Here is a 13,878-nt window from a genome sequence, read left to right as displayed (position 1 = left end):
GGCGGCGGCCAGCAGCGTGATGGCGGCGGGCACGCCGCGAACCGTGGCGCCCGCGCCGGTGCGGCCGGTCCGCTGAGCGCCTGGCTTGGCGGACGGCACTGACGACAGACGACTCGCCTGCTGCCGGTCGGACGGAGTGATCGAGATAAGTTGTTTCATGATGTTTTTCTCAAGCATCGGCCGAAGCCGGGCTGTCCTCGATGCCTCGCATGTGCGGATGATCGCCGTGCTTGTCGACCACATGTTCCTTGCCGGACAGCTTGCGCAGCGCGACGTAGAACACCGGCGTCAGCATCAGGCCGAAAAGCGTGACGCCGAGCATGCCGAAGAAGACGGCAATACCCATCGCGCGGCGCATCTCTGCGCCTTCACCGGTCGACATGACCAGCGGCACGACGCCCATGATGAAGGCGAAGGAGGTCATCAGGATCGGACGCAGACGCAGACGGCTGGCCTCAATGGCGGCCTCGACGATGGTGCGGCCCTGCATCTCCAGTTCTCTAGCGAACTCCACGATCAGAATGGCGTTCTTCGCGGACAATCCGACCAGCACCATCAAGCCGATCTGCGTGAAGATGTTGTTGTCGCCATGCGTCAGCCAGACGCCGACCAGCGCGGACAGAATGCTCATCGGCACGATCATGATGACCGCCAGCGGCAGCGTCAGGCTTTCATACAGGGCTGCCAGGACGAGATACACCAGCAGCAGGCTCACCGGGAATACGATGAGCGCCGCGTTGCCTGCCAACTCCTGTTGGTAGGTGAGGTCGGTCCATTCGAACTTGAAGCCCCGCGGCAAGGTTTCGGCGGCGATGCGTTGCACGGCGGCCTGTGCCTGGTCGCTCGAATAGCCGGGCGCCGGACCACCATTGATGTCGGCCGCGGTGTAGCCGTTGTAGCGCACCACCATGTCCGGCCCGTAGGTCGGCGTCACGTTGACGAGCGACGAGAGCGGGATCATTTCGCCGCTGGCGCTGCGCACCTTCAGCTGTCCGATGGCGTCGGTGCTCGAACGGAACGGCGCGTCCGCCTGCACGTGCACCTGGTACACACGGCCGAACTGGTTGAAGTCGTTGGCGTAGAGTGAACCGAGATATACCTGCATCGTCGAGAAGACGTCGGTCACCGAAACGCCCAGCTGCTTCGCCTTCACGCGGTCCAGGTCGACGTCGAGCTGCGGGACGTTGATCTGATAGCTGGAAAACGTTGGCCCGAGTTCCGGCGCCTGTGCCGCCTTCTTCATGAACGCCTGCGCGGCTTCGTACAGCGCGGTGTAGCCCATCGCGCCGCGGTCCTCGATCTGCAGCTTGAAACCGCCGAGCGTACCAAGACCCAGCACCGGCGGCGGCGGGAACACCGCGACGTAGGCGTCCTTGATGCCGGACATGCGCTTGTTCAGTTCAGCGATGATGGCGCCCTCGGACTCATGGTTCGGCCGGTTGCCTGCGCGATCCAGCGTGATGAACACGATGCCGGCGCTCGACGAGTTGGTGAAGCCATTCACCGACAGGCCCGGGAACTGCACCGCGGCGCTGACGCCCGGCACGCCGAGCGCGATCTCGCCCATTCGATGAACGACCGACTCGGTACGGTCGAGCGATGCACCGTTGGGCAATTGTGCGATGGCGACCAGATACAGCTTGTCCTGCGCGGGCACGAAGCCGCCCGGCACGATCTTGTTGGTCAGCACGGCACCGGCGAGCAGCACGCCGTACAGCGCGAACATGATCAGCTTGCGGTTGACGACGCGCGACACGCCCTTGCCGTACCGCTCGGAACCGCGATGGAACGTCTTGTTGAAGACGCGGAAGAAACCGCCGAACATGCGGTCCATCACCCGCGTGAGCCAGTCCTTCGGTTCATCGTGACCCTTCAGGAGCAGGGCGGACAAAGCCGGCGACAGCGTCAGCGAGTTGAACGCGGAGATCACCGTGGAAATCGCGATGGTCATCGCGAACTGCTTGTAGAACTGGCCGGTCAGACCGGACATGAAGGCCAGCGGCACGAACACTGCGACCAGCGTCAGCGCGATCGCGACGATCGGTCCGCTCACCTCGCGCATCGCCTGATAGGTTGCCGCCTTCGCGGATAACCCCGAGGCAATGTTGCGCTCGACGTTCTCGACCACCACGATCGCATCGTCGACCACGATGCCGATTGCCAACACCAGCCCGAACAGGGACAGCGCGTTGATCGAGTAGCCGAACGCAAGCAACAGCGAGAAGGTGCCGATGATCGATATCGGCACGGCCAGCAGCGGGATGATCGAGGCGCGCCAGGTTTGCAGGAAGATGATGACCACCAGCACGACCAGCGCGGTGGCTTCGAGCAGGGTGTGCACCACTGCGTCGATGCTCGCCTGCACGAAGCGCGTCGGATCGTAGACGATGTCGTAGGCCAGTCCAGGCGGGAAGTCGTCCTTCATCTCCTTCATCGCCGCGCGAATCTGGTTGGCGATTTCCAGCGAATTGGCGCCCGGCTGCTGGTTGATGACCAGCGCAACCGCACTCTTGTTGTTCAGAAAGGCGCGCAGCCCATACTCCGACGCGCCGAGCTCGACGCGCGCGACGTCGCGCAGACTGGTCACGCCGCCATCGCTGCCGGTTTTCAGGACGATGTCCTCGAACTGGCCCACGGTCCGCAGGCGACCCTGTGCGTTCACGCTCAACTGCAAAGGCGCATCCTTCACGCCCGGCGAGCCGCCGATCACGCCCGCCGCCACCTGGACGTTCTGTTCGCGAATGGCCCTGACCACGTCCATGGCCGTCATGCCCTTCGCCGCCACCTTCTGCGGATCGAGCCAGACGCGCATCGAGTAGTCGCCAGCGCCGAACAGCTGCACCTGGCCGACGCCAGGGATCCGCGCAAGGCGATCCTTGACGTTGATCAGTGCGTAGTTGCGTAGATAGGTCGAATCGTAGCGGCCAGACGGCGAAGTCAGGTGCACCAGCAAGGTAATCGTCGGCGACGCCTTGATGGTGGTGACGCCAAGACGTTGCACGTCTTCCGGCAGGCGCGGGAGTGCCTGCGCGACACGGTTCTGCACCAGCTGTTGCGCCTTGTCCGGGTCGGTGCCGAGCCTGAACGTGACAGTGGTGGTCATGTTGCCGTCGCTGTTGGCCTGCGACTGCATGTAAAGCATGTTTTCGACGCCGTTGATCTGCTCTTCGAGCGGCGCGGCGACGGTCTCGGCAATCACCTTTGGGTTGGCGCCCGGATACTGCGCATGCACCAGCACCGACGGCGGCACGACCTCCGGGTATTCCGAGATCGGCAGAGCGAACAGGGCAATCAGACCGCCCAGCAGGATCACCGCCGACAGGACGCCGGCGAAGATCGGGCGGTCGATGAAGTATTTAGAAATGTTCATGTCGCGATGGGCATTCAGATTTGGCGATACGTGATGCTCGGCGGGCAGGGTGCTGCATCACGCATTGCCGGCGCTGCCCGTGCCGCCTTGCGCATTGGGCATCGGCACGGGGTTGGGCGCGACGCGATCGTTCGGCCGGACGCGTTGCAGGCCGTTGACGACGACCCGCTCGCCGGACTTCAGGCCGTCTGTGATGACACGCAGGCCGTCGTTCTCGCTGCCGAGTTTGACGATGCGGTACTCGGCCTTGTCGCCGCTGCCGACCACCATCACGAATTTCTTGTCCTGGTCGGTCTGGATCGCTGCGTCGCTGACGAGCACTGCGGGATGCGGTTGATTGCCCGCCACGGCGATGCGCGCGTAGAGGCCCGGCAACAGGGTGCCGTCGGTGTTGTCGAACCGCGCGCGCACGCGAATCGTTCCGGAACGGGTGTCGAGGGTATTGTCGATCGAGTCGACCACGCCCGAACGGGAATAACCGCGCTCGTCGGCAAGTCCAAGTCGCACCGGTACCGAAGTACCGCCGCGGCGCGCGTTCTTGCCGATGAAGCGGAGATAGGTTTGCTCGTCGACGTCGAACTCGCCATAGATCGGTGATACCGAGACGAGGCGCGTCAGGACCGGCGCATTGGCACCGGCCGCCACGACGTTGCCTACCGTCAGCTCGGCACGCGACACGCGCCCGGAAACCGGTGCGACGATGCGCGTGTAGCCGAGATTGATTCGGGCTGCCTCGAGCGCGGCCGCGGCTGCCTTGACGTTGGCCTGCGCGGCCTGGCTGCCGCTCTGCTTGTCGTCGAAATCCCGTTTCGCGATGGCGTTATCGTTCAGCAGGCGCTGCGCGCGGGCGGCATCGGCCGAGGCATAGCTGGACTGCGCCTGGGCGGCGGCCAACTGAGCGCTGGCGCGGGCGACTTCGGCAGCGTACGGGCGAGGGTCGATACTGAACAGCGGGTCGCCTTTCTTGACCATCGCGCCGTCTCGAAAGTGCACGGCGACGATGGTGCCGGAAACGAGCGGGCGAAGTTCAACCCGGTCGACGGCTTGCAGACGTCCCGAATAGGATTGCTCGTCAGTCACGGTGCGATCGACCACCTTGGCCACGTCGACGGGCGTGGCGGCCGGCGGCGCGGCGGCCGCTGCCGTCGAGACCGCGGTGGGGCCGGAATGGCTGTGAAAGACGGCGATGGCCGCGCCGGTGGCCACCACGGCGGCGGCCACGCTCAGCAGCGTTCGTTTGGTACGAGGTGGCTGGATAGTCGACATATTCTTTTCTCCAAACGATGAGTCGATGTGTGTTCCGCGTGCCGCGCCGTATGCGGGCAGCGATTCGGTCGGGATTGGCGTATGAACGGGCATCGGATTGCGCGTCGCTATGCGCACCGCAATTTGCGTTCGGATCGGCGTCGGCATCTGCTCAATGCAGCGATTAGTAGTGCGTAGGGCGGTGCGCAACCGCATCGGGGCACCGATGCTGGCTCAGGTCGCCGGCATCGGATCGCTCATGCGCAGCAGTGATTCCGGAGCCAGCCACTTGCGAAAGAACGCCGCAACATCGCGCAGCGCGTCCGCGTGCTGCACCAATGCGCGATGCGTGACGCCGATGTAGCGTCGGACTTCGGTCGGCACGCCGGCCTCGATCAGGCGGCCCGCATAAACTTCGGCTTCATGGCGCAGCAGGTCGTGCTGCGCGCTTGCCACCAATGCAGGCGGCAGGTCGGTCAGCCGTTTCGATTCGAGCGGCGCCGCGTAGGGGTGCAGGCGCATCGCCAGTTCCGGCAGGTAGGCGCGGTAGCCGCGTGCGCAGTCCTTGTGCACCTGGTGCGCGTCGTGCAATGCGCCGCTGTCGATTGCGGCGCGCGGCCCGGCGAGCGTGCCTGGCTCGGCAAGTCGCGTCAGGCTGGGGTCCAGCAGAGGCGCCAGCAACGCTTGCGCGCGCAACGCGAAGTCGCCGCGATCGCGGGCCATTGCGCTCAGCGCCGTTGCGAGATTGCCGCCAGCATCGTCGCCTGCAATGCCGATGCGCCGCGGATCAGCGCCTTGGGCCTTCGCGTTGGCGATCGCCCAGCGCACTGCACAGTAAACATCTTCCAGCGCCAGCGGAAACGGCGCGGACGGCGCCAGCGGATAGTCCACCGAGATCACCCACGCTGGCGTAGTTGCCGCAATGGTGGTCGCGGCCGTCTCGGCATCGTCCAGCGTGCCGCGCGTGAAACCGCCGCCATGCAGGTAGACGATCACAGGCAACGCCTGCTTGCGGCCCGACGGCAGATAGCTGCGCACCGAAACGGAGGTGCGATAGCCGGCGATTTGCGCGTCCTCGATAAAGAGACGGGGCGCAGTCGGTGCGATGGAGCGGGCTGGCATTAGGTCCTCGGAACCCGGCGCGACGCTAGGCAGTGGCGCGATGGAAGGGTCCTCGCGGAAGTGGCAGGTGGACATTGGTCCATTCGATCTGGACCGAAGTGTGCGCGTGCCGGCATTTCTGATAAATGGTTATAATCCAGAACAGTTTTCAAGCCCGACGAATAATCGGACCGCCGGTGTGTCAATAACGCGTCGCTGATTGGACGCTCACTAGTCGCAAACTGAGCGCCGCGTGAGGCAATCGACGTGCGTCGCAGCGACTTGTGCGCCGCGCGGCTCGCCCCGGCGCTCGCGCTCCGCAGGCCGGGTCTGCGGCGGCTCGCTGGACGAGCGTCGCGCCGGCACATTGCCGTTTTGAACCATGCAACGCTGACCGAAGGGGAACCGGATGGACCGCCTACTGGGAATGCAGGTCTTCACCCGTGTTGTCGAGATGAAGAGTTTTTCGCGTGCCGCGGACTCGCTGAATCTGCCGGCGGCATCGGCCACCACCATCATCAAGAACCTGGAGGCGCATCTCAATGTGCGTCTGTTGCAGCGAACCACGCGCCGTCTCAATTTGACCGCGGAAGGCGCGGACTACTACGAGCGCTGCGTGCGCATCCTCGCCGAAGTGGACGAGAGCGAAGCCGCCGTCGCGCACCGTGGCAAGGGGCCGAGAGGTAAATTGCGCATCGATATGCCGACGTCGGTTGGCCGCTGCCTGGTATTGCCCAAGATCGACGAGTTCCGCCAGCAATATCCGGATATCGAACTGATGTTCGGCTTCAGCGATCGCCCGGTCGACCTGATCGAGGATGGCGTCGACTGTGCGATCCGGATCGGCGCGCTGGAGGACTCGAGCCTGGTGGCCCGTCGCCTGAGTTCGCTGCACAAGATTACCGTGGCCAGCCCGAGCTATCTGGCGACGTACGGCGTGCCGCAGGAGCCGGATGACCTGCAGCGTCACCACGCGATTCAGTACTTTTCGACGCGGAGCGGCCGGCTCTACGACATGAATTTCGTCAACGGCAAGCGGACCGAGGAGGTGCGCGTGCCTGGTGCGCTGGCAGTGAACGACGCTGACGCTTCGGTCATGTGCGCGGTGCAGGGCATGGGTTTGGTGCAGGCATTCACCTATATGCTGATGCCGTACATGCAGACGGGACAATTGGTCGAAGTGATGCCGGAGTGGCGCCCGAGACCAAAACCGATCTCCGTGGTGTATCCGCACAACCGCCACCTGGCGCCGAAGATCCGCGTGTTCGTGGAATGGCTGGCAACATTTTTCGAACGCTGCCCGCTGCTGTCGTCCGGGACCATCGAGGAAGGATATTGTCCGGTGACCGCCGGCGAAGCGGAACGTCCGTTGCAGGAGCTGGCGCGCGGCGCGACGGAGAAGGCCGTGCCGGCCGTTTTCGCGCCCACTGCGCAGGCACCGGTGCTGGCAGCCGGTGCGGAGCGGGCGTCGGAAGTCCTCGGCGCGCTGTAATTTTCGGAAAGGATCGCGAGGCATGCCAAGGCGGTACCCAACCGGGTATTTCTGAGAAAATCGCCATGCGCGCGGCGTCGCGCGCGCCAGGGTCGGCATCGAGGCGACGCAAGAGGGATCATGGGACATTCGCAGGCGGAAAAACAGGAATCGCGCAAACGCATCGTGGACACGGCGTCTCGCCTGTTTCGAGAACGCGGCATCGATCGTGTCGGACTGGCCGAGGTGATGAAGGAGTCGGGCCTGACGGTCGGTGCGTTCTATCGTCACTTTGACTCGCGCGATGAACTGGTTGCGCAGGCCCTGGCCGACGCGTGCTCGGAACCGGAAGCCTGCGGTAAATCGGCGACGGCGCTCGAGGATGCGATGCGCCGCTACCTTGCCGACTCCCATCGCGACGATCCGGGCAGTGGCTGTCCGTTGGCTACCCTGGTCAACGATGTCGCTCGGTGTGACGATGCGACTCGTCAGGTGTACACCGACTTCGTCAAGCAGACGCTGCAACGGCTGGCGGATCTCGTCGACGAAGCGGCGCCCGAGCGGCGCGTGGCGCTGGCGACCTTGCAACTGAGCGCCTGGATCGGTGCGATCAGTTTGTCCCGAGCAGTTTCCGACCGCGCGTTGTCGGACCAGATCCTGACTTCGGTGGCGGATCAACTGGCCCGCGGCTATTGCGGCGAACGGCACGCCTAGCCATCGCGTGTCGGGCGTCGCGCGTCGGGCGCCGGCGTCGCGGCACTTCCAGCAGGAGATGGGATGGATGCACATTCGCGTTGCGCCTGGGCGCAAAACGATCCGCTGATGCGGGAGTATCACGATACCGAATGGGGCGTGCCGCAACGCGACGCTCGCACGCTTTGGGAAAACCTGATGCTCGAGGGCTTCCAGGCCGGACTCTCGTGGCAGGTCATCTTGCACAAGCGCGCCGCATTCCGCGCCGCGTTCGAAGGCTTCGATCCAAGGAAGGTGGCCAGGTTCGGGGCTGGCGATGTCGAACGCTTGCTCGCCGATACCGGCATCGTGCGCTCGCGCGCAAAGATCGAGGCCACCATACGCGGCGCCCGGATCTTCAATGAGATGCAGGCAGGCGGCGACGATTTCTCGGATTACTGTTGGTCCTTCGTTGCTGGCAAGCCGCTGAGGGGCGAGGGCACCGCAAGCCAGTCGGCGCTGTCAGTGACGGTCTCCAAAGACCTCAAGCGGCGCGGTTTCAAGTTCGTCGGACCGACGATCGTCTATGCCTGGATGCAGGCAGTCGGCCTGCTCAACGACCACGCGGCAACATGCTTTCGTTGTGCGCCGGTCTCTGCGTTGGCTGCCCGGCGGAACTGAGCGGATCGTTTCAAGACGATGTGGTGCGAAACGGCGCCGGCGGCTTGGTCGCGCCGCTTGCAGCGCAACGCCTCGCCATGCCCTGGCCTGTGAAAGCCGGGTGCATTAGCGCGTTTGTGGCCGGTCCGCGCGCGTGCCGACGGAGCCAGGCGCTGCCTGCGTGGTTTCGTCGTTACGCCACCACGGCAGCGTCGCTGCCGGTTCCGACAGATCGACGCGCTCGCCAATGCGCGGTGTCAGCAAAGAGACGCCGTGTTCGGCAGCCAGTGCAGTGATCCGTTCCAGCGGTTCGTTCCACGCGTGCATGGCGAGATCGAAGGTGCCGTTGTGGATCGGCATCAGCCGACGCCCGCGCAGATCGAGATGCGCCTGCAAAGTCTCTTCCGGCACCATGTGCACGAAACGCCAGCGCTCGTTGTACGCGCCGTTCTCGACAAGTGTCACGTCGAACGGTCCGAAACGGCGGCCAATCTCCTTGAAGCCCTCGAAGTAGCCGGAGTCGCCGCTGAAGAAGAGTCGGAATTCGGATTCGCCGGATGGGCCCGGCGGCTCGATCAGCACCCACGACGCCCACAGCGTCGTATCGCCGTCGAGCACGCCGCGGCCGGAGAAGTGTTGCGACGGCGTGAGTGCCAGCCGTAACCCTTCGATCTCGGTCTGTTGCCACCAGTCGAACTGACGCACCTTGGCGGGCGGCACGCCCCAGGCCAACAGGCGGTCCCCGACGCCCAACGGCGCCAGGAATACATCTGTCTTGCCCGCAAGCGCGGCGACGGCGTCGCGATCGAGATGGTCGTAGTGATCGTGCGACAGGATCACGCCCTTCAACGGGGGCAGCTCATCGAGCGAGATCGGCGGGGCATGAAAGCGCCGTGGTCCCATCGATCGGAATGGGGAAGCGCGTTCCGCGAACACTGGGTCCGTGATCCAGAAGCCGCTACGCAACTTCAACAGGACGGTCGAGTGTCCGAGTCGAAACAGACTGCGCTCGGGCGCGGCGATCAGATCGGCACGTGTCAACCGCATTATCTGCAACGCGGTTTTCGGGACGGACATGGCGGATTTGTGAAACATGAAGTCCCACAACAAGCGCGCAAAGCCGGTTGCGCCGAGCGACGGCCGTGCAGTGCGATTGCGGAAGCGTCGCCCGTCGAACTGCGGGGAGTCGGCACGCCGCGCGCCCGCTCGATCTGTCCGTCTGCAAAAAGACAGGCATGCGCCCATTGAAACCCCTCCGTTATCGCCATGTATGACGGTGTAAGACCGTCTTGCGGTGCCACGAGATGCGCCGCCACCGGACGCCCGAATCGCGAGCAACGAAAACTATACCGTGCAGTGTAGTTTGTGACGGTGGGAAAGTAAACTTGACGGTGTAAAATCGAGACATGGACTCGCCCGACACGCCCCTTCGCCTGACCGATCGCAAACGTGCTGCAATCCTTCAGGCGGCTATTGCGGAGTTTCGTAGCGACGGTTACGAAGCGACCAGCATGGACCGGATCGCTGCCCGTGCAGGCGTGTCGAAGCGCACCGTGTACAACCACTTCGTTAGCAAGGAAGCGCTGTTCACGGCGATTCTCGACGGCCTGATGCAAACGAGCGAGGCAGGCTTCGACAAGCCCTATCGCGCCGACGAACCGTTGCGATTGCAGTTGCTCGCGTTGCTCGACGCGAAGATGAGGCTGCTGCACGAGCCGGAATTTCAGGATCTCGCGCGCGTGGCGATCGCCGCGGGCGCGCTTTCCCCCGATCTGGCGCGTACCATCGTCGAGCAGTTGGGCAAACGCGAGGCGGGCGTTGCCGTATGGGTACGAGACGCCGCAGCGGACGGACGAATAGAAACCGGCGACCCGCTGTTCGCCGCGTTGCAGTTGGAAAGCCTGATCAAAGGCTTCGCGTTCTGGCCGCAAATCGCGATGGGACAGCCGCCGCTGAGCGAGACCGAGCAACGACGCGTGCTGGAAGGGGCGGTCGACCTGTTTCTCGCCCGGTATGCTGCCTAGCCTGAGCAACGTGCTTCCGCTTGCACGGTGCATGCATGGTCTGCGACGTCGTGGCGTGCGTCTCGCGGGATGGCGGCGGCACTGGAACGTTGTGCGTAGCGTGGGGTGCGCTGTCGTGGCGAGCATGCCGTACGTCGCAGAGTCACGCGGGACGGCGCATCGCCGTAGCGCGGCGAGAACGTTCGATGCCGCATGGCCTGCCGAACCGAGCGGACAGCGCGGCACCGCCGCTTCCTCTGTACTTCATCGCTTCAATCGTTCACCAAGGCGTCGCGCCATTCGGTTCGACGAAACGCCCGGAGACGGCGTCGGCGCCGAGCAGCGCATATTCGACTGGCAGGCGTGCGCCTTCCTCGGCGGACATCGCACCGTTGTGCCCCGTCAAATCGGTTCTCACATAGCCGGGGCTGACGGAATTGACGACGATCGATGTGTCCTTCAACTCCTCGGCAAGCTGCACGGTCAGCATGTTGACCGCGGCCTTCGACGCGTTGTAGCCGATCAAACGCGCGGCGTAATAGGGCGACTCGGGATCGCCGTTCAGCGCCAGCGAGCCGAGCGAGCTGGACAGATTCACGATCCGGGCGAAGGCGGACTGGCGCAGCAGGGGGAGCATCGCCTGGGTCACCGCCAGCGTGCCGATGAAGTTGGTTTCGAGAATGCGCCGGACCGCGTCGGGCGAGGCGACCGTGGGCGCGCCATCATCCTTGTCGACGATGCCGGCATTGTTGACGAGGATGTCCAGTCGGCCGTGAGCGGCGCGGATGGCCGCCGCGGCGGCGGCGATGCTGGCATGGTCGACGAGATCGATGATGACGGGCTGCACCGCCAAGCCGTCCGATGCGAGGTGCCGTACCGCGGTCTGCGCACGTGCAGCGTCGCGTGCGCCGATCAGGACGAGGACGCCGGCCTGTGCGAGTTGGCGGGCAATTTCGAGGCCGATGCCTTTGTTCGCGCCGGTAACGAGTGCGATGCGGTTGCCGTGGGTCATGAAACGCTCGTGCAAGGTTGATTTCGATACGAACAAGATACAAGCCCATGTGCCGCTTGAGAATTCGCTTATGAGCGTGGCGCCGCCGGAACGGCTGATACCCCGCAGGAAGTCGCGTCAGGCGCGTTCGATGGCGACCGTCGACGCGATTTTCGAGGCAACCATTCAGGTTTTGCTCGTCGATGGTCCGGTGCGTCTGACCACCACGCATGTTGCGGAGCGCGCCGGCGTGTCGGTCGGCACGCTGTACCAATACTTCCCGCACAAGGAGGCGTTGTTCTATGGGCTGAACGAACGCTATCTGGACGTGCTGGCGGACAAGGTGGCGTCCGCATGCGAGGCGCAGCGGGGCGCGCCGCTCGCGCAGATGGTGGAAGCGCTGGTTACGACCTATTGGCGGGCGAAGACGGAGCGCGCCGAGGTGACGCGCGTGCTGTACCGATCGGTGGCGGAACTCGACAACACCGCCTTGCTCGCGGCGTTTAGCCGTCGCGTCGACGCCGCCACCGAGGCGATGTTCGCCAGTGCGTGCGATGCCGCCTTCGACGACCTGCCGACGGTCAATCTGATGTTGCTGACGACCATCTTCGGCACGGTGCGCAACATCTTCGAGCGGGCGCTTTCCGATGCGGAAGGCCGCGCGCTGCATGCGCAGCTGAGCGTGATGTGCCTCGCTTATCTGGAAACCGTCCGGGTGACCCGACGGAGCGTGCCTGCAGCGGCCGCGAGCGCCGACTGAGCGGTCGTCCAGTACCGCGTGAGCGGGGCGCGCGCTTGGTACGTCGGCGGCCCCGTCAATCGCGATCCGATGATCGCGAAGGGAGGGGACGCGGGGAGCGGACGCGGGGAGGAAGCGGGGAGGAAGCGGGGAGGAAGCGGGGAGGAAGCGACCGCCGGCTTCGCGCGGCCGGCCGCCACCAACGGTTGTCGAGCCTCCCAGGCGCCCGGGGTCTGCGCGTCAGCCAGCGAAGCGACGCGAGGCGGCCGCCTGTGCGTTCTTGCGGCCGACCACGGCGGGCGCGGTTTCCTTCATGCGCAGTGCACACCAAGCCGACACCACGCCAAGCGCCGAGAACATCAGCGCCGGCCCAAGCCAGCCGAACGCGCCGTAGATCGCGGTGGCGATGATCGGCAGCAAGCCCGCGATGACCGAGGCGCCGTTGTAGCCCAGCGAGATGCCGGACGAACGCACGTTGGCCGGGAACTGTTCGGAGAACCAGCTGGCCTCGACGGCAAAGATCGGATCGTGGCTGAACAGCAACGACAGGGCCACCGCGACGATCACCATGATCACCGCGCCGGTGTTGATGAGCATGAACATCGGCACGCCAAACGCGATCGTGAACAGCGCGCCGAGCATGAACACGGGGCGGCGACCGATGCGGTCGCTCAGTGCGCCATAGATCAGGTGGCTCACCAGGCCGATCGCGGAGCCGATCAGCGTTCCCCAGAGGATGTGCTTCGTCGTGGAGACATGCGCGAGCGCCACGTAGGACAGCATGAAGCTGGTAGTGATGTAGTAGCCGCCAGTTTCAGCCATGCGCAGCCCAATGATTTTCACGATGCTGCGCCAGTCGCTGCGGATCACTTCGAGGGCAGGCTGCGCCACGACCTTGTTCTCGGCTTTCACCGCTTCGAATTCGGGCGACTCCGAAACGCTCATCCGGATGAAGATACCGATCGCCACCATCACGAACGAGAGCAGGAACGGCGTGCGCCAGACCCAGTCGCCTTCGAGGAACGCGCCCGACAGCAGGAAGGCGCCATTGGCCAGCAGCAGGCCCAGTGGAATGCCCAGTTGCGGTACTGCGCCGAAGAAGCCACGGCGGTTTTCCGGCGCATGCTCGCACGCCATCAACACCGCGCCGCCCCATTCAGCGCCGAAGCCGATACCTTGCACCATGCGCAACAGGATCAACATGATCGGCGCGAGCACGCCAGCCTGTGCGTAGGTCGGCAATGCGCCGATCAGCACGGTGGCGCCGCCCATCGCGACGAGCGACCAGAACAGGACTGCCTTGCGGCCGAGACGGTCGCCATAGTGTCCGGCGAGATAACCGCCGAACGGGCGCATCAGAAAGCCGATTGCGAGCGTCGCGAACGACGCGAGAATACCGACGATGGGCTCGGTGGTGTGGAAGAAGATCTTGCCGAACCAGGCGGCGGCGGCCGTGCCGTAGATGAAGAAGTCGTAGCTTTCCACTGCCGAGCCGATCATCGACGCGACCGCGACTTTGACCGCGCGGCCTTCACTGCTTTTATTCATGGTGTGTGTTGTCTCCATTGCTGCGGGCGGCCACCGCCGTCCTGCAGCGGTGGCCGAGGCGTGTCGCGCTTCGCCGAG

Annotated in this window: 10 protein-coding genes and 1 pseudogene; 5 read left to right on the top strand and 6 right to left on the bottom strand. The window is 64.7% G+C overall.

The window, feature by feature from the left end:
• Positions 1-169: 169 nt before the first annotated feature.
• The 3 genes from BLU54_RS18680 to BLU54_RS18670 form a co-directional block, all read right to left on the bottom strand.
• On the bottom strand, positions 170-3,370 hold the full coding sequence (locus tag BLU54_RS18680) for an efflux RND transporter permease subunit (RefSeq protein ID WP_091911769.1): 3,201 nt from the start codon (positions 3,368-3,370) through the stop codon (positions 170-172).
• A gap of 57 nt (positions 3,371-3,427) precedes the next feature.
• Positions 3,428-4,636, bottom strand: coding sequence for an efflux RND transporter periplasmic adaptor subunit (locus BLU54_RS18675; RefSeq protein ID WP_091911818.1), 1,209 nt, complete (start codon positions 4,634-4,636; stop codon positions 3,428-3,430).
• A gap of 213 nt (positions 4,637-4,849) precedes the next feature.
• Positions 4,850-5,737, bottom strand: a complete 888-nt coding sequence (locus BLU54_RS18670; RefSeq protein ID WP_091911767.1) for an alpha/beta hydrolase — start codon at positions 5,735-5,737, stop codon at positions 4,850-4,852.
• A gap of 388 nt (positions 5,738-6,125) precedes the next feature.
• Between BLU54_RS18670 and BLU54_RS18665 the strand changes: the two are divergent.
• The 3 genes and pseudogenes from BLU54_RS18665 to BLU54_RS18655 form a co-directional block, all read left to right on the top strand.
• A pseudogene (locus tag BLU54_RS18665) lies at positions 6,126-7,082 on the top strand (LysR family transcriptional regulator); the annotation flags it as partial.
• Positions 7,083-7,328: 246 nt separating this feature from the next.
• On the top strand, positions 7,329-7,901 hold the full coding sequence (locus tag BLU54_RS18660) for a TetR/AcrR family transcriptional regulator (protein ID WP_091911763.1): 573 nt from the start codon (positions 7,329-7,331) through the stop codon (positions 7,899-7,901).
• Positions 7,902-7,964: 63 nt separating this feature from the next.
• Positions 7,965-8,540 (top strand): DNA-3-methyladenine glycosylase I, encoded by a 576-nt coding sequence (locus BLU54_RS18655; RefSeq protein ID WP_091911760.1) that lies wholly within the window; start codon positions 7,965-7,967, stop codon positions 8,538-8,540.
• Between the two features lie 105 nt (positions 8,541-8,645).
• Here BLU54_RS18655 and BLU54_RS18650 read toward each other — a convergent pair whose 3' ends face one another.
• Positions 8,646-9,764 carry an MBL fold metallo-hydrolase gene (locus BLU54_RS18650; RefSeq protein WP_091911757.1) on the bottom strand — a complete coding sequence of 373 codons (1,119 nt, stop codon included), beginning with the start codon at positions 9,762-9,764 and terminating at the stop codon, positions 8,646-8,648.
• A 161-nt stretch (positions 9,765-9,925) separates the two neighbouring features.
• Here BLU54_RS18650 and BLU54_RS18645 point away from each other — a divergent pair, with 161 nt between their 5' ends.
• Positions 9,926-10,543: a TetR/AcrR family transcriptional regulator gene (locus BLU54_RS18645; RefSeq protein WP_091911755.1), complete on the top strand. Its 618-nt coding sequence runs from the start codon at positions 9,926-9,928 to the stop codon at positions 10,541-10,543.
• 259 nt (positions 10,544-10,802) lie between these two features.
• On the opposite strand, the gene BLU54_RS18640 is transcribed toward BLU54_RS18645, so the two are convergent.
• Positions 10,803-11,534: an SDR family NAD(P)-dependent oxidoreductase gene (locus tag BLU54_RS18640; protein WP_091911753.1), complete on the bottom strand. Its 732-nt coding sequence runs from the start codon at positions 11,532-11,534 to the stop codon at positions 10,803-10,805.
• On the opposite strand from BLU54_RS18640, the gene BLU54_RS18635 reads away from it, so the two are divergent.
• On the top strand, positions 11,533-12,273 hold the full coding sequence (locus BLU54_RS18635) for a TetR/AcrR family transcriptional regulator (RefSeq protein WP_211435379.1): 741 nt from the start codon (positions 11,533-11,535) through the stop codon (positions 12,271-12,273). The genes BLU54_RS18640 and BLU54_RS18635 overlap by 2 nt on opposite strands.
• Positions 12,274-12,492: 219 nt before the next feature.
• Here BLU54_RS18635 and BLU54_RS18630 read toward each other — a convergent pair whose 3' ends face one another.
• Positions 12,493-13,800, bottom strand: coding sequence for an MFS transporter (locus BLU54_RS18630; RefSeq protein WP_170845218.1), 1,308 nt, complete (start codon positions 13,798-13,800; stop codon positions 12,493-12,495).
• Positions 13,801-13,878 lie beyond the last annotated feature (78 nt).

It is taken from the genome of Chitinasiproducens palmae (assembly GCF_900095735.1).
GTDB classification, from domain to species: domain Bacteria; phylum Pseudomonadota; class Gammaproteobacteria; order Burkholderiales; family Burkholderiaceae; genus Chitinasiproducens; species Chitinasiproducens palmae.
Note: the sequence above shows the minus strand (reverse complement) of the source record. Positions and strands in the feature narration are given on the sequence as shown.

Bases quoted from the DNA above. Each gene is read 5' to 3' on its own strand.
- BLU54_RS18640 (WP_091911753.1), bottom strand. From the start codon at position 11,534: ATGACCCACGGCAACCGCATCGCACTCGTTACCGGCGCGAACAAAGGC.
- BLU54_RS18655 (WP_091911760.1), top strand. From the start codon at position 7,965: ATGGATGCACATTCGCGTTGCGCCTGGGCGCAAAACGATCCGCTGATG.
- BLU54_RS18675 (WP_091911818.1), bottom strand. From the start codon at position 4,636: ATGTCGACTATCCAGCCACCTCGTACCAAACGAACGCTGCTGAGCGTG.
- BLU54_RS18660 (WP_091911763.1), top strand. From the start codon at position 7,329: ATGGGACATTCGCAGGCGGAAAAACAGGAATCGCGCAAACGCATCGTG.
- BLU54_RS18650 (WP_091911757.1), bottom strand. From the start codon at position 9,764: ATGGGCGCATGCCTGTCTTTTTGCAGACGGACAGATCGAGCGGGCGCG.
- BLU54_RS18645 (WP_091911755.1), top strand. From the start codon at position 9,926: ATGGACTCGCCCGACACGCCCCTTCGCCTGACCGATCGCAAACGTGCT.
- BLU54_RS18670 (WP_091911767.1), bottom strand. From the start codon at position 5,737: ATGCCAGCCCGCTCCATCGCACCGACTGCGCCCCGTCTCTTTATCGAG.
- BLU54_RS18680 (WP_091911769.1), bottom strand. From the start codon at position 3,370: ATGAACATTTCTAAATACTTCATCGACCGCCCGATCTTCGCCGGCGTC.
- BLU54_RS18635 (WP_211435379.1), top strand. From the start codon at position 11,533: ATGAAACGCTCGTGCAAGGTTGATTTCGATACGAACAAGATACAAGCC.
- BLU54_RS18630 (WP_170845218.1), bottom strand. From the start codon at position 13,800: ATGAATAAAAGCAGTGAAGGCCGCGCGGTCAAAGTCGCGGTCGCGTCG.